This is a genomic window from Rhizobium zaerense (assembly GCF_051810725.1).
In the GTDB taxonomy this organism is placed as follows: Bacteria; Pseudomonadota; Alphaproteobacteria; order Rhizobiales; family Rhizobiaceae; genus Rhizobium; species Rhizobium leguminosarum_I.
On sequence record NZ_CM132690.1, the window covers coordinates 4,509,986 to 4,533,251 of the forward strand.

General features: G+C 62.0%; 22 protein-coding genes. 10 read left to right on the top strand and 12 right to left on the bottom strand.

The features are described 5' to 3' along the window. Positions 1-224 precede the first annotated feature (224 nt). A complete protein-coding gene (locus ACS4RR_RS22475) occupies positions 225-917 on the top strand; it encodes a L,D-transpeptidase (protein WP_260110182.1) in 693 nt (230 codons plus the stop codon). A gap of 123 nt (positions 918-1,040) precedes the next feature. Next, positions 1,041-1,715: an outer membrane protein gene (locus ACS4RR_RS22480; protein ID WP_222385736.1), complete on the top strand. Its 675-nt coding sequence runs from the start codon at positions 1,041-1,043 to the stop codon at positions 1,713-1,715. Positions 1,716-1,835: 120 nt separating this feature from the next. Here ACS4RR_RS22480 and ACS4RR_RS22485 read toward each other — a convergent pair whose 3' ends face one another. From ACS4RR_RS22485 to ACS4RR_RS22500, 4 genes are all read right to left on the bottom strand, one after another. Then, on the bottom strand, positions 1,836-2,267 hold the full coding sequence (locus tag ACS4RR_RS22485; RefSeq protein WP_017967162.1) for a hypothetical protein: 432 nt from the start codon (positions 2,265-2,267) through the stop codon (positions 1,836-1,838). 42 nt (positions 2,268-2,309) lie between these two features. Continuing rightward, positions 2,310-3,620, bottom strand: coding sequence for a glycolate oxidase subunit GlcF (glcF, locus tag ACS4RR_RS22490; RefSeq protein ID WP_260110181.1), 1,311 nt, complete (start codon positions 3,618-3,620; stop codon positions 2,310-2,312). A 248-nt stretch (positions 3,621-3,868) separates the two neighbouring features. Beyond that, a complete protein-coding gene (gene glcE, locus ACS4RR_RS22495) occupies positions 3,869-5,068 on the bottom strand; it encodes a glycolate oxidase subunit GlcE (protein ID WP_260110180.1) in 1,200 nt (399 codons plus the stop codon). Continuing rightward, positions 5,065-6,504 (bottom strand): FAD-linked oxidase C-terminal domain-containing protein, encoded by a 1,440-nt coding sequence (locus ACS4RR_RS22500; protein WP_260110179.1) that lies wholly within the window; start codon positions 6,502-6,504, stop codon positions 5,065-5,067. Before ACS4RR_RS22500 ends, glcE begins: the two co-directional genes overlap by 4 nt. Before the next feature lie 138 nt (positions 6,505-6,642). Here ACS4RR_RS22500 and ACS4RR_RS22505 point away from each other — a divergent pair, with 138 nt between their 5' ends. Further along, positions 6,643-7,539 (top strand): LysR family transcriptional regulator, encoded by an 897-nt coding sequence (locus tag ACS4RR_RS22505; RefSeq protein WP_456189421.1) that lies wholly within the window; start codon positions 6,643-6,645, stop codon positions 7,537-7,539. 13 nt (positions 7,540-7,552) lie between these two features. On the opposite strand, the gene ACS4RR_RS22510 is transcribed toward ACS4RR_RS22505, so the two are convergent. Continuing rightward, positions 7,553-8,404: a LysR family transcriptional regulator gene (locus tag ACS4RR_RS22510; protein ID WP_260110177.1), complete on the bottom strand. Its 852-nt coding sequence runs from the start codon at positions 8,402-8,404 to the stop codon at positions 7,553-7,555. A 411-nt stretch (positions 8,405-8,815) separates the two neighbouring features. Between ACS4RR_RS22510 and ACS4RR_RS22515 the strand changes: the two genes are divergently transcribed. Then, entirely contained in the window at positions 8,816-9,811 is a 996-nt protein-coding gene (locus ACS4RR_RS22515) for a zinc-dependent alcohol dehydrogenase family protein (protein WP_222281650.1), read from the top strand. 34 nt (positions 9,812-9,845) lie between these two features. Here the strand turns inward: ACS4RR_RS22515 and ACS4RR_RS22520 are convergent, their stop codons facing one another. Further along, the gene (locus tag ACS4RR_RS22520) at positions 9,846-11,003 is read right to left on the bottom strand and encodes an adenosylhomocysteinase (protein ID WP_260110176.1); all 1,158 of its coding nucleotides are present in this window, start codon (positions 11,001-11,003) and stop codon (positions 9,846-9,848) included. A 97-nt stretch (positions 11,004-11,100) separates the two neighbouring features. Beyond that, positions 11,101-11,976, bottom strand: a complete 876-nt coding sequence (locus ACS4RR_RS22525; protein WP_441005714.1) for a LysR substrate-binding domain-containing protein — start codon at positions 11,974-11,976, stop codon at positions 11,101-11,103. A gap of 264 nt (positions 11,977-12,240) precedes the next feature. Between ACS4RR_RS22525 and ACS4RR_RS22530 the strand changes: the two genes are divergently transcribed. From ACS4RR_RS22530 to ACS4RR_RS22550, 5 genes are all read left to right on the top strand, one after another. Then, a complete protein-coding gene (locus ACS4RR_RS22530) occupies positions 12,241-12,753 on the top strand; it encodes an NUDIX hydrolase (protein WP_222281647.1) in 513 nt (170 codons plus the stop codon). Between the two features lie 62 nt (positions 12,754-12,815). Next, on the top strand, positions 12,816-14,315 hold the full coding sequence (locus tag ACS4RR_RS22535; RefSeq protein ID WP_260110174.1) for an inorganic phosphate transporter: 1,500 nt from the start codon (positions 12,816-12,818) through the stop codon (positions 14,313-14,315). 17 nt (positions 14,316-14,332) lie between these two features. Further along, positions 14,333-15,070 carry a 16S rRNA (uracil(1498)-N(3))-methyltransferase gene (locus tag ACS4RR_RS22540; protein WP_260110173.1) on the top strand — a complete coding sequence of 246 codons (738 nt, stop codon included), beginning with the start codon at positions 14,333-14,335 and terminating at the stop codon, positions 15,068-15,070. A gap of 147 nt (positions 15,071-15,217) precedes the next feature. Beyond that, complete coding sequence (locus ACS4RR_RS22545) at positions 15,218-16,591, top strand: glutamate--cysteine ligase (RefSeq protein WP_456189422.1); 1,374 nt, start codon at positions 15,218-15,220, stop codon at positions 16,589-16,591. Between the two features lie 242 nt (positions 16,592-16,833). Next, positions 16,834-17,694, top strand: coding sequence for a DUF937 domain-containing protein (locus tag ACS4RR_RS22550; protein WP_260110172.1), 861 nt, complete (start codon positions 16,834-16,836; stop codon positions 17,692-17,694). A 105-nt stretch (positions 17,695-17,799) separates the two neighbouring features. Here ACS4RR_RS22550 and ACS4RR_RS22555 read toward each other — a convergent pair whose 3' ends face one another. After that, positions 17,800-18,111, bottom strand: a complete 312-nt coding sequence (locus ACS4RR_RS22555) for a YjiS-like domain-containing protein (RefSeq protein ID WP_222281642.1) — start codon at positions 18,109-18,111, stop codon at positions 17,800-17,802. 213 nt (positions 18,112-18,324) lie between these two features. On the opposite strand from ACS4RR_RS22555, the gene ACS4RR_RS22560 reads away from it, so the two are divergent. Further along, positions 18,325-19,281, top strand: coding sequence for a LysR substrate-binding domain-containing protein (locus tag ACS4RR_RS22560; protein WP_032985245.1), 957 nt, complete (start codon positions 18,325-18,327; stop codon positions 19,279-19,281). A 6-nt stretch (positions 19,282-19,287) separates the two neighbouring features. Here the strand turns inward: ACS4RR_RS22560 and ACS4RR_RS22565 are convergent, their stop codons facing one another. From ACS4RR_RS22565 to guaB, 4 genes are all read right to left on the bottom strand, one after another. After that, the gene (locus tag ACS4RR_RS22565) at positions 19,288-19,929 is read right to left on the bottom strand and encodes a TetR family transcriptional regulator (protein ID WP_260110171.1); all 642 of its coding nucleotides are present in this window, start codon (positions 19,927-19,929) and stop codon (positions 19,288-19,290) included. Between the two features lie 442 nt (positions 19,930-20,371). Further along, entirely contained in the window at positions 20,372-20,788 is a 417-nt protein-coding gene (locus ACS4RR_RS22570) for an MAPEG family protein (protein ID WP_026154447.1), read from the bottom strand. A 191-nt stretch (positions 20,789-20,979) separates the two neighbouring features. Then, a complete protein-coding gene (locus tag ACS4RR_RS22575) occupies positions 20,980-21,534 on the bottom strand; it encodes a hypothetical protein (protein ID WP_162119341.1) in 555 nt (184 codons plus the stop codon). A 2-nt stretch (positions 21,535-21,536) separates the two neighbouring features. Beyond that, positions 21,537-23,021 carry an IMP dehydrogenase gene (guaB, locus tag ACS4RR_RS22580; RefSeq protein WP_017967142.1) on the bottom strand — a complete coding sequence of 495 codons (1,485 nt, stop codon included), beginning with the start codon at positions 23,019-23,021 and terminating at the stop codon, positions 21,537-21,539. Between the last annotated feature and the right edge of the window lie 245 nt (positions 23,022-23,266).

The following is a 23,266-nucleotide window of genomic DNA, read 5'->3' on the forward strand; positions in this document are numbered from 1 at the left end:
CTACAGCGACGCATGTCTTTTCAGATGCGCAAAGGACGCGGTAACCTTTAAATTGCTGCATAATTTTTCCTAAAGTCGATTCCGATTTGAAGATAAATTATGCAGTCGGAGCCGCAAGAACAGTCGGCTCCCTTTCTCCAAAATTGCTGTATCGGGCCACGCCGATCTTGAATCAGGCAGAAGTTCATGTAGCTTCGAGCGAATTTGCTTGAGGGGAATCGATCATGATCAAACTAATGCCGGGTCTGGCTGCTGCCGGACTTGTCCTGTCCTTGATGTCTACATCAGCCTTGGCTGCACCCGCCGGCTCTACTCCTGACAACGCGCAGCGCCCGGCACAGGTCGTGCGTGTGGCGCAGATGCCGAAATATGTGAAGCCGGAATTCAAGCGCAAGAAAGTGCGCTTGGTGACAACGGAAGCGGCAGGCACCGTCATTATCGATACCAACAACAAATATCTCTACCTCATCGAGGGCAACAACCGCGCCACCCGCTACGGCATCGGCGTCGGCCGCGACGGCTTCGGCTGGTCGGGCGTCGTTAAGATCGGCCGCAAGGCGGAATGGCCGGCATGGACGCCGCCGGCCGAGATGCGCCGCCGCGAAGCCGCCAAGGGACATATGATTCCTGCTTTCCAGGAAGGTGGCGAGGACAATCCGCTCGGCGCCCGCGCCATGTATCTTTACCAGGGTGGCCGCGACACGATCTTCCGTATTCACGGCACCAATCAGCCCTGGACGATCGGCCTCAACATGTCTTCCGGCTGTATCCGGATGATGAACGAGGATGTGACGCATCTCTACGACCGCGCACCCGTCGGCACCAAGGTGATCGTCATTGGCCCCGGCAACAAGCAGGGCAAGGTCGCGTTCGAAGACAGAGGCATCGACGTGCTGCGAACGCTTTTCGGCGGCTGAGCAACACTTCAGAAAAAAATGATAGGCGCTTTTCGTCGCGCCTTTTATTTTTCTTAGACTTTGCGGCGGAAAGCTGGCACACCAGCCTCAGAGTCGACATATTTGCAATATCGGGGCTATTCAATGACATATGGGCTGCGCTCGTCCGTTTCCGTGCTTGCGGGCATCGCTTTTTTCACGATCTGTTCGGCAGCATCCGCCTCGGCGGAAGATCTGCAATTCTCCGTCTACGGCGGCTATCAGACCGCACCGCATAGCGGCGTCGATCTCTCCGACGGCACGCATTTCACTGCTGGCTGGGAAGGCAAGTCCTTCGGCGCCCCGCCCTATTACGGCGGCCGCGTCACCTGGTGGCTCGAGAACTTCAACAAACCGAATTGGGGTATCTCGCTCGATTATACCCATGACAAGGTCTATGCCGACGACGATACGCTGGCCAAGACCGGCTGGTCGCATTTCGAATTCACCGACGGCCTGAACCTGATCACGCTGAATGGTCTCTACCGTTTCCAGGATCCGACCCGCCGCTGGACGCCCTATCTCGGCGCCGGTATCGGCGTGAACATTCCGCATGTCGAAGTGATTCGCCCTGAGGGCAAGACCTGGGCCTATGAATTCGGCGGCGTGACGCTGCAGGCCCAGGCCGGCGTCGACTTCAAGGTGACCGAGCGCTGGTCGACCTTCGTCGAATACAAGGGCACCTATTCGCGCATCGACGTTCCGATCGACAGCGGCGTCGACCTGAAGACCAACATCTTCACGAATGCCGTCAACGTCGGCGTTTCATTCCACTGGTAAGGATAAATTTCGGCTGCGGTGTTAGAGCGGTTCAGCGCGTAGAAGCGCAGAACCGCTCTAACCTTTTATTGTTACGCAACTCCGGACGGAAAACCGCTTCGCACTTTTCCTGAAATTGCTCTATTTGGTGCCGCAGCTGACCTTGCCCTCGACGGCATAGGGTTTTGCGCCGCCTGCGATCGTCAGGGAATAGGTGCCGCTGAAATTTGCCGCCGGCTTGCCGCGCTCGCCGGCGACGACCACCAGATCCAGTGTCGCTCCGCCGGTATCATCTTCGCCGCCGTCAAAGACCTCCATAAGCAGTTCGCCGTCGCGCGACCAGTGATTGGTCAGGTGCTGCGATTCGAAAACACGCTTTCCGAATACGGTTGATTCCTTGACGATGAGCGCGCCGCGGAAATGATTGAGCTTGTGGCCGGCGGTACTTTCGAAACCGCTTTCCAGCGTGAAGCGCGCTTCCTTGTCATCGGCGGAACAGAAGTAACGACTGTCGGCATGGGCAGTGCCTGCCGCACCGAGCAGTCCCGCAAGTACAATCATTCCCCGCCACATCGTCTAAACTCCCGAGACCGGCCCGACGGGCCTTCGCAAGCTTCAACCTAACGGCAAACCTGTTAATTTTTCCGGCACAGCGCCGCCATAGGCCCAATCGAGAAGTTCGACCGTATGGAGGATTGGCATGCCGGTGCCGGTGGCGATCTGGGTGATGCAGCCGATATTGCCGGTGGCGATAATATCGGCCTTGGTCGCCTCGATGTTCTTGACCTTACGTGCCTTTAGCACCGCCGAGATTTCCGGCTGCATGATGTTGTAGGTGCCGGCAGAGCCGCAGCACAGGTGGCCTTCGGCCGGATCGCGCACGGCAAAGCCCGCCGCTTTCAGCAATTGCTTCGGCGCGAGCGTGATCCGCTGGCCGTGCTGCATGGAACAGGCGGAATGATAGGCGACCGTGATGCCCTTTGGCATGTGTGCCGGCAGGTCGAGGGTTGCCAGATATTCAGTGACGTCCTTGGCCAGCGCCGAAACCCTGGCCGCCTTTGCGGCATAGGCTGGATCGAGGCGCAGCATGTGGCCGTAATCCTTGATCGTCGTGCCGCAGCCCGAGGCGGTGATGATGATCGCATCGAGGCCCTGCCCGTCGATCTCGCGCGTCCAGATATCGACATTGGCACGGGCGCTTTCGAGCGCCTGTTCGGCGCGGCCCATGTGATGGACCAGCGAGCCGCAGCAGACCTCGCCTTCCGGCAGCACGACCTCGACGCCGAGCCGCGTCAACAGCCGGATCGCCGCCGCGTTGATGCCGGGATCGAGCACCGGCTGCGCGCAGCCGGAAAGGATCGCCACCCGGCCGCGCCGTTCCGTCTCGGGCAGGTAGCTGCCGGGCTTTGCGAACGGCGAAGCAGCGGGGATGCGGCGCGGCGCAAGCGCCAGCATGGCGGCGAAGGGTTTCAGCGCGCCGCCCCGCATCAGACCGGCGAAGGGCCGGCCGAGACGGGCGAGATTGAGCGCCAGGCGGAAGCGGCCGGGATAGGGCAGCACGGCAGCAAGAATGGCGCGCGTCAGCCGGTTCATGAACGGGCGTTTGTAGGTCTTTTCGATATGGGCGCGGGCGTGATCGACCAGATGCATGTAATCGACGCCGGAGGGACAGGTGGTGACGCAGGCAAGGCAGGAGAGGCAGCGGTCGATATGGGTGACGACCTCGGCATCGGCGGGCCGGCCATTTTCCAGCATGTCCTTGATCAGGTAGATGCGTCCGCGCGGACTGTCGAGTTCGTTGCCGAGCGTGACATAGGTGGGACAGGTGGCGGTGCAGAAACCGCAATGGACACATTTGCGCAGGATCTGCTCGGATTCGGCGACATCAGGGTCGAGAAGCTGGGTCGGGGTGAAGTTGGTTTGCATCTAACGGGACCTCTGCTTTGGGAGGATGTCGGGCGTTGTGCCTGGAATACCCCTCTGTCCTGCCGGACATCTCCCCCACAAGGGGGAGATTGGCTGGGGGCTATGACGTCCCCAAACAATTCGGGCACTGCGACTCCGACACGGCAGATAGGAAGCGATGGTCCAACCTCTTGCCGATCTCCCCCCTTGTGGGGGAGATGTCCGGCAGGACAGAGGGGGGTAACTCGCGCGCAGAGCCATCTCATCCCTCACCCCATCTTCCCCGGACTAAAAATCCCCATCGGATCGAATTTCTCCTTCACCCGCCGCGACAGCATCGCCACCGCCTCGGGCTCGGGATGGAAGGCCGATGTAACCGCCCTCGCCTCACCCGATGCACGGATCAGCGTCGCGTGGCCGCCGCCGAGCGCCTTGATGTAGCGACGGACCTGCTCGGCTTCAGGGCCGGCCTCCATGCGCATCCAGACGAGGCCGCCCTGCCAATCGTAGAAGGCGTCGATGCCGGCCTCGAGGCGGAGGGCTGCGACCAGTTGATGGCCGGTGCCGGGGGCGACCGAGACACGCCAGACCGGTCGCGCAGTGCCGTCGGCATAGGGCAGCACGTCGCGGATTTCCTGCCAGAGCCTGTGGCTTTCCGGCTGCTCCAGCCGCGTGACGGTGGCGAAGGCCGACATTGCCGCGGCAAGCTTTTCGATGCGCACGTCGACCGAGCCCGGCAAGCCTTCGATGCGCAGAACCGTCGCCTCGCCCTCGGGCAATTTGCCGGCGAGGAATTTCCAGGTCACCGTCAGCGGCAGATGCGCCGTACCCGAGACTTCGACCGGCAGGGCCATCGCCGCCGCCATGGCGTTCGCCGCCTCGGCGTCGTTGAGGCATGATAGTACCACCGTCCGCTCCGTCTTCGGGCGCGGCGGCACACGGAAGGTGACTTCGGTGAGGAAACCGAGCGTGCCATGCGAGCCGGCAATCAGTTTGGCGAGGTCGAGGCCGGTGACGTTCTTCATCACGCGGCCGCCGGCCTTGATGATCTCGCCCTTGCCGTTAACGAAGCGCACACCGAGCAGGCTGTCGCGGGCGGCACCTGCGATCAGGCGGCGCGGGCCGGAGACATTGGCGGCGAAGACGCCGCCGATGGTCGGCTCGCCCGATGTTCCCATGAGAGGGCGATGATCCATCGGCTCGAAGGCGAGCATCTGGCCGCTCTCCGAAAGGGCGGCCTCGACCTCAGCAAGCGGCGTGCCGGATCGGACGGTCATGACCATTTCACCGGGATTATAAGCGACGATGCCGGAAAGTCCGGTCGAGCGCAGCCGGTCTTCGGCGGCAACCGCATTGCCGAAGCCCGAGCGGGTATTGCCGCCGCAGATATCAAGCGGCCGACCGGCTTCCGCGTGGGCGCGGACGATCGCCGCTGCCTCTTCCTCGCTCTTCGGCATCAGGTCGATCATGCGGCGGGGCGCCCTTCGAGCGGGAAGACCTTCGACGGGTTGAGGATCCAGCCGGGATCGAAGGCGGCACGCGCCGCCATCTGTTGGGCAAGGTCGGTCTCGGAATATTGATGCCGCATCAGGTCGCGCTTCTCGATGCCGACGCCATGTTCGCCGGTGAGGCAGCCGCCGGCATCGACGCAGAGCCTCAGAATATCGTTGCCGGCCGCCTCGGCACGGGCGGCATCTTCGGGATCATTGGCGTTGAAGAGGATCAGCGGATGCATATTGCCGTCGCCGGCATGGAAGACATTGGCAACGCGCAGGCCATAATGATCGACGATCTCGGCAGTCCTCTTCAGCACGTGGGAGAGCTGGCTGAGCGGCACGGTGCCGTCCATGCAGATATAGTCGGCGATGCGGCCGGTGGCGCCGAAGGCGGATTTGCGGCCCTTCCAGATCAGTGCCGCCTCGGTCGCCGACTGGCATTCGCGTACGGTCTTCACAGCGTGCCGGCGGGCGATCGCGACGATGTCCTTCAGCGTCGCGTCCATCTCCGCTTCCGATCCCTCGACCTCGACGATCAACAGCGCGCCGACATCGAGCGGGTATCCGGCATGGGCGAAGGCCTCGCAGATCTCGATCGCCGGCTTGTCCATGAATTCGATCGCGACCGGGATGATGCCGGCGGCGATGACATCGGCAACGCAGGCGCCGGCCTCTTCCGAGCTCTCGAATCCGAAGAGCACCGGGCGCGTACCTTCCGGCTTGGCGATCAGCCGCACCGTCGCCTCGGTGACGATGCCGAGCTGGCCCTCGTGGCCGCAGACGAGGCCGAGCAGATCATAACCTGCCGAATCCAGCGCCTTGCCCCCAAGCTCGATCACCGTGCCGTCGACCAGCACCATCCTGACGCCGAGCAGATTGTTGGTGGTGACCCCGTATTTCAGGCAGTGGGCGCCGCCGGAATTCATGCCGATATTGCCGCCGATGGTGCAGGCAAGCTGCGAACTCGGATCGGGTGCGTAGAAAAAGCCGTCCGCGGAGACGGATTCGGAAATATTGAGATTGGTAACGCCCGCCTGAACCACGGCGACGCGGTTCGGCAGATCGATTTCGAGGATGCTGTTCATCTTCGACAGGCCGAGCACGACGGCATCTTCCTGCGGAATGGCGCCGCCGGAGAGCGAGGTGCCGGCGCCGCGCGGCACGACGGGAATGCCGTAGCGGTTGCAATAGCGCATGATGGCCGAAACCTCGGCCGTGGTGCGCGGCAGGGCGACGGCGAGCGGCAGGCGACGATAGGACACGAAGGCGTCGGTCTCGAACGGCACCAGCTCGCGCGCCTCATGCACCAGGCATTCCGGCGGCAGAAGATCGGTCAGATCGGCAACGATCTGGGCGCGCCGTGCCAAGACATCGGCGCGGGGCTCGAGAAACGAAATGGCGTCGGACATGGCGTTCTCCCAGCGGGAAGATGACAGCGGAAGCCGGCCGCGAACCTCCCTGCTGCCGAGAAAACGGCTTAGCACTTTCCCGAAAGTGGCGCAAATGCTAAGCACTTATGCCAAAAGGGGAAAAAGTCACAAAACCTTATGACCAATCTGGGTGATCTCGAAATCTTTGCCAAGGTGGTTGCAACGGGAAGCAAGTCGCTGGCCGGGCGGGCACTCGGCTTTTCGCCGGCCGTCGTCTCCAAACGGATCAAGCGGCTGGAGGATCGGCTCGGCACCCGGCTTCTGCAGCGCACGACGCGACAAATCTCGCTGACGGAAGCCGGACAGGGCTTCTACGACCGCGTTCTCGGCATTCTCGCCGGGCTTGAGGAGGCGGAATTCTATATTTCCGGCCGCTCGGCACAGATGCACGGCACGCTGAAGATCTCGGCCCCGACCTCCTTCGGGCGCATGCATATCGCGCCGCATCTGAAGGCTTTCATGGAGACGCATCCGGAGCTGGCGATCAACCTGGTGCTGACCGACGAATTCAGCGACATCGTCGGCGGCGGTTTCGATCTGGCGATCCGCATCGCCGAACTTACCGATTCGAGCCTCGTTGCCCGAAGGCTGGCGCCGGTACGCCGGCTGCTCTGCGCTTCACCGGATTACCTTGCGGCGCATGGCGAGCCGAAGCACATCGACGAGTTGAAACGCCACCGCTGCCTGCCGGCCCACAATAACGACACCTGGCGGCTGAACGGGCCGGACGGGGCGCTGAGTCTCAGGCCGGAAGGCATGCTGATCACCAATTCCAGCGAGGTGATCCGCGAGGCTGTCATCGCCGGCCTAGGGGTCGCGCTGCGCTCCACCTGGGACATCGGTGAAGAGCTCAAAGCCGGCCGGCTGGTGCAGGTACTGCCGGCCTATGAAAGCTCCCACAATGTCGCGCTGTCGGCCGTCTATCCCAGCCGGCAGTTCCTGCCGGCCAAGGTGCGGTTGTTCATCGACTATCTGGCAGGGCTTTATGGCCCCGTCCCCTATTGGGAGCGCTGATCGCTGCGCCGGTTCAGCGCGCCAGCCTCTCGATGACGAGATCCAGCAGGGCGCGCAGCCGCGCCAGGCGCTTCATGTCGCGGTGATAGCCGACCCAGGTGTCGCGACCGGGCGGCGGTTCGCCGAGATCGACCAGTTCGATGGCAGCATGCGAATCGCCGAGCGGTCGTGGCAGGACGGCGAGCCCGGCGCCATTGGCACAGAGCGCCGCCTGCACATCGCGGCTGTTGCTGCACATGACGATCTCGGCCCGCGGCAACAGGCGACGCAGCCAGCCGACATCAGGCATGTCGCCGAAAGCCTCGTCCATGGTGACGAGGCGGGCGCCCGCTCCGTCGCCGGCTTCGGGGTGCAGCGCACCGCGGCTGATGTAAAGGCCGTATTCGATATGGATAAGCTTGCGCGATATGACCTCTGCTTCCGCGAAGGGCTGGATGCGAAAGACGAGGTCGGCTTCGCGTCGTGACAGGCTGAGAAGCCGGCTGTCGGTCAACAATTCGACCACCACCTTCGGATGGACTTGCGAGAATTCCGCCAGCACCGGCGAAAGCACATGCGCGCCGAACCAGTCGGATGAGGATAGCCTGAGAAAACCATCGAGTTGACGGCTGCCGCCGGCAAGGACGCGCTCGACGGCGAGCGCCTCCTCTTCGATGCGTTCGGCGCCGGCGAACACGGCCGCGCCTTCATCGGTCAGGACGAAGCCATCGGTCGTTCGCTGAAAGAGCGTCTGGCCGAGAGAGGTTTCAAGGGCACGCAGCCGCCTGCCCATCGTCGGCTGCGTCAGTCCGAGGCTGCGGGCCGCTGCCCCCAGCGTGCCGAACCGCGCGATCGCCAGAAATAGTTTGAGGTCGCTCCATTCCATCGCTAGAGCCTTTCCGGGTTAGATTGAAGCATTCTGCCGGAGCAGGTTTTCGTCAGGGCAGAGGCGATTGGCGAAGGGCATACCTTTTGGTACGTCCGAGCCGATCGCCTCTGATCCTGGCGGAAAGATGCCCGGCCCTTCGGGTTGGCTGAAACGGGCCGGCTGATCGACCGGCCGGCTTGGCCGTAGAGCCGGGCTACGACACGCGCCGGCCGGTCGACCATCCGACTCCGTTTGAGCCAACAGAATGCTGCAATCTAACGCGGAAAGGCTCTAGCATCCGCCAAACAAAAATGCATGGACTTCAGTCGTTATCTTTCATTTTCATTCGTGTTTCAATGAACCATCTTCTTAGAGAACAACTTGCTGCGGCGCGCTACGGACGCCACGATGCAAACGAAGGAGAGTTCGATGTCTGTACAATCAACAATGAAAGCGCTGCTGGCTGAAGCGCCGAATTCGCCATTGCGCGTCGCCGATATTGCAAAACCGGTTCCCGGCGCAGGCCAGGTTCTGGTGCGCATCAAGGCAAGCGGCGTCAATCCGCTCGACCTCAAGATCCGGGCCGGCAATGCGGCCCATGCCCGCCATCCGCTTCCCGCCATTGTCGGCATCGATATGGCCGGCATCGTCGAAGAGATCGGGGCTGGCGTCAGCGGTTTCCGCCAGGGCGACGCGGTCTACGGCATGACCGGCGGGGTCGGTGGCATTCAGGGATCGCTTGCCGAATTTGCAGCTGTCGACGCCGTGCTCTTGGCGCCAAAGCCGCAGAATCTGTCGATGCGCGAGGCAGCCGCCCTGCCGCTGATCTCGATCACCGCCTGGGAAGGGCTGGTCGACCGCGCCGGGGTCAAGGCCGGCCAGAAGGTTCTCGTGCTCGGCGGCGGCGGTGTCGGCCATATCGTCGCGCAGATCGCCAAGGCTGTGGGAGCCGAGGTTTATGTCGTCGACAGCGCTTCGAAAGCGGACTATCTCGCCGGCCTTGGTGCAACGCCGATCGATCGCGATGCGGAAACGGTGGAAACCTACGTCGCAGGACACACCGGCGGCAGGGGTTTCGATCTGGTCTACGATACGGTCGGCGGCCAGGGGCTCGATACGGCATTCCGAGCCGTCAGCCGGTTCGGTCATGTCGTGAGTTGCCTCGGCTGGGGAAGCCACGCGCTGGCGCCGCTCTCCTTCAAGGCCGCCAGCTATTCCGGCGTCTTCACGCTGCTGCCGCTTCTGACCGGCGAGGGACGCGCCCATCACGGTGAAATCATGCGGGAGATGACGAAGCTCGCCGAAGCCGGCAAGGTGATGCCGAAGCTCGACCCGCGCCGCTTCAGCCTTGCCGATACAGATGAGGCGCATCGGCTGATCGAAGACCGGCAGGCGGACGGAAAGCTCGTCGTCGAGATCGACTGATTTTAATCCGTCGGCTCTTAATCCGTCAGCCGAATCAGCGCGCCAGATCGAGATAGGCGTTCGCCACCCTAGCATCGATATCAGCGGGCACAGGCACGATGCAGGAATGGGGATCGGCCTCGCCCCTGGCGATGCGTTCCAGGCAGCGGGCCTGGAGGGTGAAGCCGAGATCCATCGACTCGACGGTATTGCCGAGCGGCCGCGGGCCGGCGAGATTGGCCATGTGACCGCCGCCGAGCACATGGAAGGATCGGCCGTCGCTCAGATGGAAGCTCTCGATATGATCGGCCTCATAGCTGTCGATGCCGGCGACATTCGGATGGCGGCGGAAGGCATCGACATCGATCTCATGCGGGAAATGGCCGCCGTTCATCAGGATCGCGCCGTCCTTGACGAGCGGCAGGTCGGCTGCCGTCACGATGCCGGCAGAACCGGTGACGGTGACGATGATATCGGCCGAGCGGATCGCTGCGTCGCGCAGCGGTGTGATGAAACCATCGAGATGAGCTTCGAGCGTCGTCACCGGGTCGAAATCGACGACGCTGACGGCGGAAAAGCCATTGCGGAAACAGGCGGCTGTGCCCTTGCCGCAGGCGCCGTAGCCGAAGACCGTCACGCGCTTGCCGTTGGTGGAGCGGTTGGTGAAGCGCAGGTAGCTTTCAAACAGGCTCTGGCCGACGGCATGCCTGTTTTCGGCGAACTGCTTGATCGGGCTATCGTTGATGACGAGGATCGGCAGGTTCAGCCGCTCGCGCAGCGGCAGCAGACGGGTGCGGCCCGAGGTGGTTTCCTCTGTACCGCCACGGAGATTGGCATAGGGCTTTTCTGCCGCGATGGCGAAAAGATCGCCGCCATTGTCGAGCAGCAGATCCGGCTTTTCAGCAATGACCGCTTCGAGGCTCTGATGATGAGCGGCAGGATCGGTCGTCTGCGTGGCAAAAACAGTGATGCCTTGGGAACGCAGGAACTCGACGGTCGAAGGCTGGGTGCTGTTGAGATTGCCGGTGCAGACGAGACGTGCGCCGCCGGCGCGAAGCGTCATCAGCAGCGCCACCGTCTTCGGCTCGAGGTGAATGCCGGTGCCGATCGACAGGCCCTCGAAAGGACGCGTCCGCTCGAATTCGGCCGCCGTCGCCTTGAGCAGCCGGCAGCCGTTGCCGATCCAGTCGATGCGGGTTGCGGTCTTTTCCATTGTCTCTTCCTATTTGCGTATCGTGCTGTTTTTAGCGGAGCAACAGGGCTGCGAATATGGAAGTAATTCTGACGAAGGAGCAGAAAATCTGCCGTTTTCAGGTAGGCGTCCCGCAACGAAGCAGCCAGCCGGACAGGGTCGCGAAGGCCGGCCGCTTCGCATCCGGCGTACGGCAGCAGAGGCTGTAACCCGGCAGCCGGGAGATGAAGCCATAGGGCGCGACCAGATACCCGCGCTGAAGATCGTCCTCGATCGAAGCGCGTGGCGCAAGCGCGATGCCAAGCCCGGAGCGGGCGGCACCCAGCGCCAGCAGCAGATCCTCGAATTCCTGGACGCGGGAAAAGACGACCGGCGGCGTGCCGCTTTCGGCAAACCATTCGTCCCAGAGCTTCGGAACGCTGCGGCTGGCGAGCATCGTCAGCGCGCCCATCGCCGCCGGATCGCTCGATAGTGTCGCGGCAAGCGAAGGCGTCGCGACCGGGCCGAACTCGTCCTCCATGAACCGCAGGGCCGAAATGCCTGCCGCCGGCCGGTATTCGCCGCCCATGATCACAGCGTCCAATTCGGGGTGCATCCGCAGCGGCTCGACCATCGTCATCGGCACGATGTCTACGGTATCGCCGAGGCTCGCCTGCATGTCTGCCATACGCGGCATCAGCCACCAGACCGCGAAGGCTGAGGGCACGCCGAGCCGAATACGGCTCGGCACGGCGCCTGCAAGTTCCAAAGCGGCGCGCTGCAGAATGTCGAAAGCCGCACTCGAAGCTTCGGCAAAAGCCCTAGCCTGCAAGGTCGGGACCAGCCCGCGGCCGTCACGCGTGAAGAGCTTGCGGCCGAAATGATTCTCTAGCGTATCGATCTGCTGGCGCACGGCGCCACGCACCACATTCAGCTCTTCGGCAGCCTTGAGAATGCTGCCGTGACGACAGACGGCTTCGAAGGCGCGGATGGCGTTGAGCGGTGGCAGACGCATGAGGACGACATTCAAAAAATCACGGTTGACCACTAGATCTCGCCATTGAACGAAAGGCAAGATCACGCCATATTGTACAGCTGTGCAATGTGACGCATTCGAGACAGGGCGTGACGGATTTTCCGGACCTGTCCGGCCTCGATTTCCCTATGAACGGCGTTAATCGCGGTGCAAATCGTTCTGCGGCCTTTTGGATTGCGTAAGCTTTCCGTGATATATGTATATGAGTGATTCCTAACGACGACTGCGAAGGTGACCCGACCATTGACTCTTCTGGCCCGACTGGCTTCCGATGTGCAACTGATGTTCCGGCGACCGCCGCGACAGCAATACGGCGCCCTCTGCTATCGGGCAAAGAAGAAGAGCGGCGAGGTCGAGGTGCTATTGATGACCAGCCGCGACACCGGCCGCTGGGTCATTCCCAAGGGCTGGCCGATGACGGGCAAATGCGCCCATGAGGTCGCGATGCAGGAAGCCTTTGAAGAAGCGGGCGTCCGCGGCGTTGTCGAAACCGAGACGCTCGGCGCCTATAGCTATCCGAAGGTGCTGCGCGACGGAGTGCAGGTGATCTGCAAGGTGCAGGTCTATGCGCTCGAAGTCACCGAGATGGCGAAGAATTTCAAGGAAAAAGGCGAGCGCCGCATTGAATGGGTTTCGCTTGATGAGGCTGCAACGCGCGTGCGTGAACCGGAGCTCCGCCACCTTTTCCTCGCCTTCAAGCAAAGGATGACCGACAGGCTTTCGGCCAAGGCGGCGAAGCAAATTCCAGCGGAATGAATCCTGCCATCTTGCGCTGCTAAGAAAGCAGCGTAGAAGCAGCTTTATTCTCAGGAAAAAGAATGCCGCCACGTCCCGTAGTTCTCACGAAACGCACGCTCGACAAGGACCTTGACAAGATCACCCATGTCGAGGACGCGGCAAAGCATGTTTTGCGGCGGCTGGTGACGCCCGGTCTCGGATTGATCTTCGTCGGTCTGGCCATGCTCTTTGCCGGTGTCTATGTGTTCGACCAGCCGGGAGCGGTTCTCGTGGTGGCGGCGGCAGCCCTTGCCGGCTACATGGCGATGAATATCGGCGCCAATGATGTGACCAACAATGTTGGTGCCGCCGTCGGCGCGCGCGCCATGACGATGGGCCAGGCGCTGGTCATCGCCGCGATTTTCGAGGTGCTTGGCGCCACGGTCGCCGGCGGCGACGTCGTCAAGACGATTTCCGCAAACCTTGTCGATACGGTGCATGTGCCGCAGGCGATGACGGGCTGGATCATGATGGCGGCGCTGACGGCCGCTGCCCTCTGGGTCAATCTTGCAACCTGGATGAAGGCGCCGGTTTCCACCACCCATGCGATCGTCGGGGCGGTGATCGGCGCCGGCATCTCAGCCGTCGGGCCGGAGCCGGTGAACTGGCGTGTGATACTAGAGATCACAACGAGCTGGATTACCTCGCCGCTGATCGGCGGGCTGATCGCCGCCGGGCTGCTTTATTTCGTCAAGACCTTCATTATCTATCGCGACGACAAGCTCGCAGCCGCGCGGCGCTGGGTGCCGGTCCTGGTCGCGGTGATGGCCGGCGGTTTCATGGCTTATATGGTGCTGCAGGTGTCACCCCCGGGCAGGTTTCAGCCGCTGACCGTCCTCCTCGTCGGGATCGGCATCGGGCTGGTGAGCTGGCTTGCCGCCCGGCCGCTCGTGCTCGCCCAAGCGCAGGATCTCGAAAACCGCAACAGCTCATTGCGGACGCTGTTCCGGCTGCCCCTGATCGGCTCCGCGGCGCTGCTATCCTTCGCGCATGGCGCAAACGACGTTTCGAACGCGATCGGGCCGCTTTCGGCGATCGTCCAATCGGTCGGTATCGACGGCAACGGCGGCGTCGGCCATCCGCCGCTCTGGGTGATGCTGATCGGCGCCCTCGGCATCTCCGTCGGGCTGCTGCTCTTCGGACCGCGCCTCATTCGCCTCGTCGGCGAGGAGATCACCAAGCTTAATCCGATGCGAGCCTATTGCGTCGCGCTGTCGACCGCCTTTACCGTCATCGTCGCCTCCTGGCTCGGCCTGCCGGTCAGCACCACGCATATCGCCGTCGGCGCCGTCTTCGGCGTCGGATTCTTCCGCGAATGGTACACGCGCCATTCGAAGACCCGCATCGCCTATATCAGACGCAAGGCCGAGAGCTTCGATATCGACGAGCCGGAAGAGCCGAACATCTATGAGACGCGCCGGCGCTATCTCGTGCGCCGCTCGCATTTCATGACGATCGTCGCCGCCTGGATCGTTACCGTGCCGGTTTCAGGTGCGCTTGCGGCAATGATTTATTGGGTTATGTTCGCGATCTTCGTCTGAAACCCCGAGTTTTTTAAATGCGCGCCAATTTCCGCATGCAACGGCTTTTCGTCGATGCGCCGCTTACGAGCGGCGCCGTCGTAGAAGCGAATGCCGATCAGTTCAACTATCTCTCCAACGTCCTGAGGATGGAGGACGGTGCAGAGATCCTGCTCTTCAACGGCCGCGACGGCGAGTGGAAGGCTGCCCTTTCCTTCCCGACGCGCAAACGTATCCTTTTGACGGCAACCGAAGAGACGCGGCCGCAGCCGCAGCCTTGCGACCTGCATTATCTTTTTGCGCCGCTCAAAGTCGGCCGCATGGACTACCTCGTGCAGAAGGCGGTCGAAATGGGCGCCGGCCTGCTGCAGCCGGTCATGACCCAACACGTGCAGGGCAAGATCACCAATCTCGACAAGCTGCGCGCCAATGTCGTCGAAGCGGCGGAGCAATGCGGCATCCTCGGCATTCCCGATGTGGCCGAGCCGGTGAGGCTTCTCGACCTGCTCGACCGCTGGCCGAGCGAGCGCCGCATCATCTATTGCGACGAGGGCGATGCCGGGCAGAACCCGCTGCTGGTGCTATCGGCGGTCCGGGAAAGACATCTCGCCCTGCTGGTCGGGCCGGAAGGCGGCTTTTCGGAGGAAGAACGGGCACGGCTTCGAAGCCTCGATTTCGTCACCGCCATTCCGCTCGGACCGCGCATCCTGCGGGCCGATACGGCAGCTGTCGCGGCCCTGGCGGTGGTGCAGGCGGCAATCGGCGACTGGAACTGACTTGGAAAACGGGTTGACATGGAAACCGGCGCTATTTTTTTGATGCGTCGTTGAAAGAATTTCACTTGCAACATAGGTGGCTTGGGTCCAAATCAGCCTTCCAATTGCCCGGCCCCCTGGGCGCCTTTTTGAATACAGGTATCCCGCATGGCCCGCGACACTACCGACCAGACACCGCTCTCTTCGGTCCAGGATCTGACCGATTATATCGCCGCGGGCAACAAGCCGCGGGAGCGCTTTCGGATCGGCACCGAACATGAGAAATTCGCTTTCTTCCGCGCCGACAACAGCCCGGTTCCCTATTTCGGCGATGCCAGCATCTCGGCCCTGTTGACCGGCTTGCAGAGAAAAAGTGGCTGGGAGCCGATCACCGACGGCGGCAACATCATCGGGCTTGCCGAGCAGAACGGCATGGGCGCGATCTCGATCGAGCCCGGCGGCCAGTTCGAACTCTCCGGCGCACCGCTGGAGACGATCCATGAGACCTGTCGGGAATCGAACCAGCATCTGGCGACGCTGCGCGAAATCGCCGAACCGATGGGCATCCGCTTCCTTGGCATCGGCGGCAGTCCCAAATGGACCTATGCGGAAACCCCGCAAATGCCGAAGTCACGCTACGAGATCATGACCCGCTATATGCCGAAGGTCGGCACCCAGGGTCTCGACATGATGTACCGCACCTGCACGATCCAGGTGAACCTCGACTTCTCGTCTGAAGCCGACATGCGCAAGAAGATGCGCGTGTCGATGAAGTTGCAATCGCTGGCGACCGCGCTCTTTGCATCCTCGCCCTTCACCGAGGGCAAGCTGAACGGGCTGCTCTCCTGGCGCGGCGATATTTGGCGCGATGTCGACAACCGGCGCTCCGGCCTGCTCGATTTCACCTTCCGCGACGATTTCGGTTTCCGTGATTATGCCGAGTGGGCGCTCGACGTGCCAATGTATTTCATCGTCCGCGACGGCCGCTATCATGACTGTACCCATGTCACCTTCCGCCAGTTCATGAACGGCGCATTGAAGGGCGAGGTCGCCGATCCGGCGCCGACCATGGGCGACTGGACCAACCATCTTTCGACACTCTTCCCCGATGTGCGGCTGAAGCGTTTCCTCGAAATGCGCGGCGCCGACGGCGGCCCGTGGCGGCGCATCTGTGCCTTGCCGGCCTTCTGGGTCGGCCTGCTCTACGACGATGCGGCACTCGATGCCGCTGACGAGTTGACGAAGGATTGGAGCTTTGCCGAGGTCCAGGAACTGCGCAACGCCGTTCCCGCCGAGGGGTTGACGGCTCAGTTTCGCGGACACCCGCTCTTCGACATGGCGCGCGAGGTGATCGGTATTTCGAGGGCCGGCCTCAAGGCGCGCGGCAGGCTCAACGGGGAAGGCCAGAACGAGAGCATCTTCCTGGCGCCGCTCGAAGAAGTGCTCGCCAAGAAGGCGACGCTCGCCGAGGATCTGCTGGCACTCTATCACGGCCGCTGGCACGGCTCCGTGGAACCGGTCTTCGAGGACTATCAGTACTGAGCCTGACACAAAGCGGTTCCGCTTTCCCCGGAATCGCTCTGACAGCCCCTATTGTCGACGGTCTCCGAGCACGGGCGTAGAGGCCGGCGGCATGGTGCTCCACGCGACCTGCCGCTGGAACCTTAGCCGAACGCTCTAGCGAAATTCCTCCCTAAGATCTTATGGCAAAAAGCCGTTTGCGCATTGCCATTTCCGGTTATAGTGGCGTTACAATGCGTCACGACCTGGGGAAAGGGACTTCCATGCTGCCACTCTTCGACATGATGATGCAGGCGCAGAACGGCGCGGCGATGGAGGCGATCGCCCGCCAGTTCAACCTCGCACAGGAACAGGCGACGAAGGCAATGGCGGCGCTGATGCCGGCCTTTTCCGCCGGGCTGAAGCGCAGCACCAGCAATCCCTATGATTTCGTTGGGCTGATGCAGGCGGTCTCCTCCGGCAACTATGCGCGATATTTCGAGGATATGAACCGGGCCTTCACGCCGGAGGGCATTTCCGACGGCAACAACATCCTTGCCCAGCTTTTCGGCTCGAAGGAGGTTTCGCGCGCAGTCGCCGCCCAGGCGGCGCAGATGACCGGCATCGGCCAGGATATCTACAAACGGATGCTGCCGGTGCTGGCCGATACGCTGATGGGCGGGCTCTTCAAGCAGACGACCGGCCAGATGGCGTCGCCGGTCAATCCCTTCTTCAACACGGCGATGGGCGAGACAATCCAGAAATGGCTTGAGAGTACCGGCTTCGCCCCCAAGCCGGCCCCAGAGCCCAGCGTCTTCGACAATCCCTTTACGCAGGCGATGCAGCAGATGTTTTCGGTGCCGAAGCCTGCGCCAACACAGACGCCGAACCCCTTCCTCGACAATCCCTTCGCCAAGGCCTTCCAGGAGATGATCGGCGGGCTCGGCCAGCAGCCGGCAGCCCAGACTAAGACCAAGACGCCTGAAGCGCCGAAGGAAGAGGCGAAGGGCAATGCCGACAGCTATACCGAGATGCTGAACGCCATGTTCGACAGCGGGCTGGAAGTGCAGAAGAACTATCAGAGGAACCTGGAAGCGATCTTCGAAACCTATCGGCCGAAGCCCCCGCCCAAGACGAGCGAATAACCCCGGATGCGGGACTTTAGCACGTAAAAAAACCCGGAGATGGCTTGGGAAAGCCGATCACCGGGTCAAGCGGCAGGGCTATTGGCTATCACCCTGCGGGGAAACTTAACGCTCCTGCTCTTCGTAGGGGCGCAAGAACGACGACAGGCGCCAGCGATTGCGCGCCGAGCGCGTCAGATGTTCCGACGGGTCCTCGAAGAAGGTCGAGGCCAGGAACGCAGAGGTCAGGTCGGCCCTGCTGAGGCCGATATCCCTCAGCTGCGTGTCGTTCAGATCATGCAGCGCATTGATCTCCATGCGATTGCGGAACACGCGAAAGAGGGAGGCCAACGGTGCGAGGCCTGCTGCCAGACGCTGGGAAAACGTCGGGGTGAGCTTGCCGCAGTCGAGTTCTATTGTTCGGTCTGTCATGCGCATGGGACTCTCCTTTCTTTCGAATTCTTTTAGGCGCGCAACAACCCACCCCTCCCGCGAGGTCATGCGGGAAGGAGCAAGGCTGAATCGGCTCGGACAGGCAGGGCGTCTGTCCTTCACTTTGCTTGATTTGCATCCCGAAGATGTCAAAGACCTATTGATCAGTCCAACGAATGTTTCTAATGATTATCATCAGCTATCTTTATGGGTGAAAACATGTCCGCGCCTCTTGATCTCGACCAATTGCAGACTTTCATCGCCATCGTCGATTCCGGCAGCTTCACCAAGGCCGCCGACCGGGTCTACAAGACCCAATCGGCCGTCTCCATGCAGATGCGCCGTCTCGAGGAACGCATCGGCAAGCAGCTGTTCATCAAGGACGGACGCGGCAACCGACTGACGGTCGAGGGCGAAAAACTGCTCAACTATGCCCGGCGCATCATTCGCCTCAACAATGAGGCGATTGCGGCCTTCGACGACAACAGGCTGGAGGGGATGCTGCGCATCGGCACGCCGGACGATTATGCCGACCGCTACATGCCCGAAATCATCGGCCGCTTCGCCAAGACGCATCCGAATGTCGAGCTCTATATCGTCTGCGAACCCTCGGTGGATCTTGCCGAGCGCATGCATAAGGGCGAGCTCGATATCGCGCTCGTCACCCACAATCCGCGCGAGCGCATGTCCGATGTGGTGAGAACCGAGCCGCTCTGCTGGGTGGGCTCGGCCAACCATCCGATCCGCGACGACGCACCGGTGCCACTTGCCGTCGGCCGGCGCGACTGCCAATGGCGCCAGCTCGCCTGCTCGGCGCTCGATGCTGTGGGGCGCGAGCACCAGATCCTGTTCACCAGCTGGTCCTGCACCGTCGTTGCCGCTGCCGTGCTTGCCGGCATGGCCGTTTCGGTGATGCCGGAATCGGCACTGCGGACGGGCATGAAGGTGCTGAGCCAGGCGGACGGCTTTCCGGCGCTGCCGCCGGTGCAGATCGGCATCATGAAGCGGCCGGGCGTTTCGCTCTCGCTGATGAACGCTATTACGGCGCACATCACCGCCTGTCTCGACAACATCACGCCTGCTGTCGTCGACGACAGCCTCGAGGCGGACGTCAAATCCGCCCAGGCGCGGCTTTATCCGCGGCTGAAGGCGGCCAATATGGTCCCAAGCTGGTAAGAGCTCTCAGGCGGCGCGCGGCAGGGTCGTGGCAAAAAGGGAGGCGCGGATTACGCGCTTCCACTCATCGAGCATGCGCCGCGCCAAGGCCTCCTCGCTCACGGCGGCTAGCCGGATGACAGCACCGATCAGGTGGCTGAACAGGTAAGTGCGCGCATACATGTCTTCGTCGCAAAAGTCGGGAGCCAGCTGGCGCACGGCGTCATGGAAGATGCCGGCGACGCGACCGCTATGTTCGATATTCAGCTGCAACAGATCCTGATCGGTCTCCGTTCCCATCCAGACGCCGAGATAGACGGGATCGTTGTGGTAGGAATCGTAATACCAGTCGATGATGGCGCAGACGCGGTCCAGCGCCTGGTCGAGTGACTGGACGTCGGAAAACATCGCCGCCATCTTCGCCTGGATCGCCGAGGCGTGCTGGTCGAACAGGGCTTTGACGATTGCCGCCTTCTCCGGGAAATACTGGTAAACCGAACCGATCGGCACCTTGGCGGCAATGGCGAGTTCCGTCATCCGCATGGCGCTGACGCCTTTTTCGGCGATGATCTTGGCGGCGGCAGCGAGAATGAGGTCCAGCCTCTGGATGCTGCGCTCCTGCTTCGGCTTCCTGCGCAAGCCGATGCGTTCCATGCTTTCCGCGCCCATGTCGTTCCCACTCTTTTTGTTCACGGCGAAAGGCATGTGCCAAACCACCGCGTCGAGCCGATATGACATGCAGGCCTTCATCCGCGGTAAATGGAAACACTCGCATTTTAACGGCTGGGAAAAGCGTGCGAAAACGGTGCGCTATCGTACAATTCGAAGTGCTACGGCGTCCTGTGCACGACTGAAACAGACGCTCGGCGCCGCACGCATATCGAGTCAGAATTTCACCGGCAGCGCCGCCTGCGCCCCATGCTGCTGTGTGTTGTCTGCGATCTTGGGAATGGCCCAACGTGCGGCGGCCATCTTGCCGCCGATGCCGGCATGTTCGGTCGTCGCGCTGCAGCACTTTGAATTGCTGCAGATCTTATCCTTAGATCGATCCCGATTTAAGGAATTATGTAGCAGGTGGCGGGCAAGTGATGGGGCGGTAGCGCCTGCCGCCTCAACTCATTACCATCCATGCGCCGAGCCAGACCCACATGGCGGCAAGCACCAGGTAACCGGCGGCGAAGATCGGGCTGCGATAACGCAGGTCGTTGCTGGTGACATGGATGGCGGCGTGGGCGTAGCGCAGGGCGACGAAGGCCCAGGCGAGGCCGGCGGAAACGAGATTGTCAGCCTCGGTGATATAGAGAAGAATGCAGCAGGCGTAGAAGAGAACCGGCAGTTCGAACTGGTTGGCGAGACAGTTCTTGACGGCAAGGCTTTCGGCCGGCTCGCGGCGGTTTTCGCGATAATCCGATTTCGCGATGGTGCCGGCGCGGACCATTTTTGCGCGCCGAAGCCCAAGAAGCGCATACAGACCATAGACCAGGGCCACATGGGCAAGGAGTGGCCAGAATATTTGATAGCCGGTCATATGGCCGCTTCCTTTCTGCTTCCGCATTTGTTGCGCGTATGACAGCGCCGCGCGTCTTTCCGGCACGCAAAGGACGCTGTAATACCTTGAGTTGCTGCATAATTTTCTCCTTAAATCGATTCCGAATTAAGGACTTATGCAGTAGCCGAAAGGAGAACCGGACACCAGCGCCGCTCAGGCCGAAGGCGGCCTCAATCCTGGCGCGGCGAGAGCCAGCGACCGATGGCAAGCCGGACGATGAGGATGAAACAGATGGCGAGGCTTGCGAATTTCAGCCGCGTCATCCATGGCAGTAGCTGCGTTGCAACAGCAGAGGGCGCACCGTTGCCGAAGGCGATGAGGCTCGAGATATTCTCGCCGTAGTCGGCAATGCCGTAGATGAACGGCAGCAGGTAAACCGCTTTGCCAATGACCGGATGCAGCGATTGGCCGAACCACGAACCAACAGGACCGAGCTTGAGGAAGGCGAAGAACAGCAGCGCCGTCAGCAGTGCCGGAAAGATCAGCTCCGGCCCGAAATACATGGCGCGTAGCAGCCTGGTCGCTGTCTCGTTCTCATCGAGCAGCTTCTGCATGTGGAAGACGGCCGACTCGTCGTAACCGGCGAAATAGGTGTCGAGCACCGCCTGGCCGGTTTCATGCTTGAAGGGAACGACGAAGCCGAAGGTCGTCCAGGCAAGCACGGCAAGGCAAAGGGCTGCGAGCAGCGCGACGATCCAGAGAGGAATCCCACTGCCCGCTTTCATGATCAGAGGCCAGCGCCCGGATAGTTCGGGCTCTCGCGGGTGATCGTCACGTCATGGGCGTGGCTTTCGCGAAGACCGGCACCTGAGATGCGCACGAACGTGGCGCGGTCCTGGAATTCCTTGAGGTCCTTGCCGCCAACATAGCCCATGGCCGCCTTGAGGCCGCCGGCAAGCTGGTGGATGACGCCCGAGACCGGCCCTTTGTACGGCACCTGACCTTCGATGCCCTCAGGCACGAGCTTCAGCGTGTCGCGCACCTCAGCCTGGAAATAGCGATCAGCGGAGCCACGGGCCATGGCGCCGACGGAACCCATGCCGCGATACGCCTTGAAGGAGCGTCCCTGGTAAAGATAGACCTCGCCCGGGCTCTCATCGGTACCAGCAAGCAGCGAGCCGATCATGACGGCGGAAGCGCCGGCGGCGATCGCCTTGGCAAGATCGCCGGAGAACTTGATGCCGCCATCGGCGATGACGGGCACGTCTTGATCATTCGCCGCCTGCACCGCCGACATGATCGCGGCGAGCTGCGGCACGCCGACGCCGGCGACAATGCGCGTCGTGCAGATCGAGCCCGGACCGATGCCGACCTTGACGGCATCCGCACCGGCATCGATCAGCGCCCTGGTGCCGTCATAAGTGGCGACGTTGCCCGCCATGATGCGCACCGAGTTGGAGAGCTTCTTGACGCGGGAGACGGCATCGAGGACGCGCTGCGAATGGCCATGGGCGGTATCGACGACCAGAAGGTCGACGCCGGCTTCGATCAGGCGCTCGGCGCGCTCGAAGCCGTCATCGCCGACGCTGATGGCGGCGGCGGCGCGAAGCCTGCCCTGCGCATCCTTGGAAGCGTTCGGGTTCAGCTGCGACTTCTCGATGTCCTTGACGGTGATGAGGCCGACGCAGCGGCCCTCGGTATCGACGACCAGCAGCTTCTCGATGCGATGCGAATGCAGCAGGCGCTTGGCCTCCTGCTGATCGACGTTTTCCTTGACGGTGACCAGATTGTCCTTGGTCATCAATTCGTGGATCTTCTGTTCGGGATCGGAAGCGAAGCGGACGTCACGGTTGGTCAGGATGCCGACGAGGCGGCCGGACTTCTCGACGACTGGGATGCCGGAGATGCTGTAGGACTTCATGAGCGCGAGCGCATCGGCAAGCGTCGCATCGGGGCCGATCGTTACCGGATTGACGACCATTCCGCTTTCAAACTTCTTCACCTGCCGGACCTGCTCGGCCTGCTCGATCGGCGTCAGGTTACGATGAATGACGCCGAGCCCGCCGGCCTGGGCCATGGCGATCGCCAGGCGGCTCTCGGTGACGGTATCCATGGCGGATGAGATGATCGGGATGTTGAGTTCGAAATCGCGGGCGATACGGGTGGAGATATTCGTCTGGCCGGGCATGACCTCGGAATGTCCCGGCTGCAGCAGCACGTCGTCGAAGGTAAGCGCGTCTGCGCCGGTTGCCGTTTCAATGATGCGTGCCATGGCCAAATTCCTTCATTTAATAAAAATGCGACCCTGTCCGGAAACGAATCGTCCGCCCCGTCGGTCTGCATGGGTTGCTTGGAAGTTGGCGAGGGCTGGTAACACGTCTATGACAGGAAGGAAATAGCAAAAAGCCCGGCATGTCAGCCGGGTTCGTCATGGGTGCCATGCGCGAGGAGCATTGCGGGAAAAGCGCTAAGCATTTTTCGGTCCGGAATGGTTTAAATACAATATGTTATAGCGGT

Coding starts and splice junctions, on each gene's coding strand:
- ACS4RR_RS22560 (WP_032985245.1), top strand. CDS start 18,325: ATGTCCGCGCCTCTTGATCTCGACCAATTGCAGACTTTCATCGCCATC.
- ACS4RR_RS22520 (WP_260110176.1), bottom strand. CDS start 11,003: ATGGAAAAGACCGCAACCCGCATCGACTGGATCGGCAACGGCTGCCGG.
- ACS4RR_RS22540 (WP_260110173.1), top strand. CDS start 14,333: ATGCGCGCCAATTTCCGCATGCAACGGCTTTTCGTCGATGCGCCGCTT.
- ACS4RR_RS22575 (WP_162119341.1), bottom strand. CDS start 21,534: ATGAAAGCGGGCAGTGGGATTCCTCTCTGGATCGTCGCGCTGCTCGCA.
- ACS4RR_RS22505 (WP_456189421.1), top strand. CDS start 6,643: ATGACCAATCTGGGTGATCTCGAAATCTTTGCCAAGGTGGTTGCAACG.
- ACS4RR_RS22535 (WP_260110174.1), top strand. CDS start 12,816: ATGCCGCCACGTCCCGTAGTTCTCACGAAACGCACGCTCGACAAGGAC.
- guaB (WP_017967142.1), bottom strand. CDS start 23,021: ATGGCACGCATCATTGAAACGGCAACCGGCGCAGACGCGCTTACCTTC.
- ACS4RR_RS22550 (WP_260110172.1), top strand. CDS start 16,834: ATGCTGCCACTCTTCGACATGATGATGCAGGCGCAGAACGGCGCGGCG.
- ACS4RR_RS22500 (WP_260110179.1), bottom strand. CDS start 6,504: ATGTCCGACGCCATTTCGTTTCTCGAGCCCCGCGCCGATGTCTTGGCA.
- ACS4RR_RS22485 (WP_017967162.1), bottom strand. CDS start 2,267: ATGTGGCGGGGAATGATTGTACTTGCGGGACTGCTCGGTGCGGCAGGC.
- glcE (WP_260110180.1), bottom strand. CDS start 5,068: ATGATCGACCTGATGCCGAAGAGCGAGGAAGAGGCAGCGGCGATCGTC.
- ACS4RR_RS22565 (WP_260110171.1), bottom strand. CDS start 19,929: ATGGGCGCGGAAAGCATGGAACGCATCGGCTTGCGCAGGAAGCCGAAG.
- ACS4RR_RS22510 (WP_260110177.1), bottom strand. CDS start 8,404: ATGGAATGGAGCGACCTCAAACTATTTCTGGCGATCGCGCGGTTCGGC.
- ACS4RR_RS22570 (WP_026154447.1), bottom strand. CDS start 20,788: ATGACCGGCTATCAAATATTCTGGCCACTCCTTGCCCATGTGGCCCTG.
- ACS4RR_RS22475 (WP_260110182.1), top strand. CDS start 225: ATGATCAAACTAATGCCGGGTCTGGCTGCTGCCGGACTTGTCCTGTCC.
- ACS4RR_RS22545 (WP_456189422.1), top strand. CDS start 15,218: ATGGCCCGCGACACTACCGACCAGACACCGCTCTCTTCGGTCCAGGAT.
- ACS4RR_RS22515 (WP_222281650.1), top strand. CDS start 8,816: ATGTCTGTACAATCAACAATGAAAGCGCTGCTGGCTGAAGCGCCGAAT.
- glcF (WP_260110181.1), bottom strand. CDS start 3,620: ATGCAAACCAACTTCACCCCGACCCAGCTTCTCGACCCTGATGTCGCC.
- ACS4RR_RS22480 (WP_222385736.1), top strand. CDS start 1,041: ATGACATATGGGCTGCGCTCGTCCGTTTCCGTGCTTGCGGGCATCGCT.
- ACS4RR_RS22525 (WP_441005714.1), bottom strand. CDS start 11,976: ATGCGTCTGCCACCGCTCAACGCCATCCGCGCCTTCGAAGCCGTCTGT.
- ACS4RR_RS22555 (WP_222281642.1), bottom strand. CDS start 18,111: ATGCGCATGACAGACCGAACAATAGAACTCGACTGCGGCAAGCTCACC.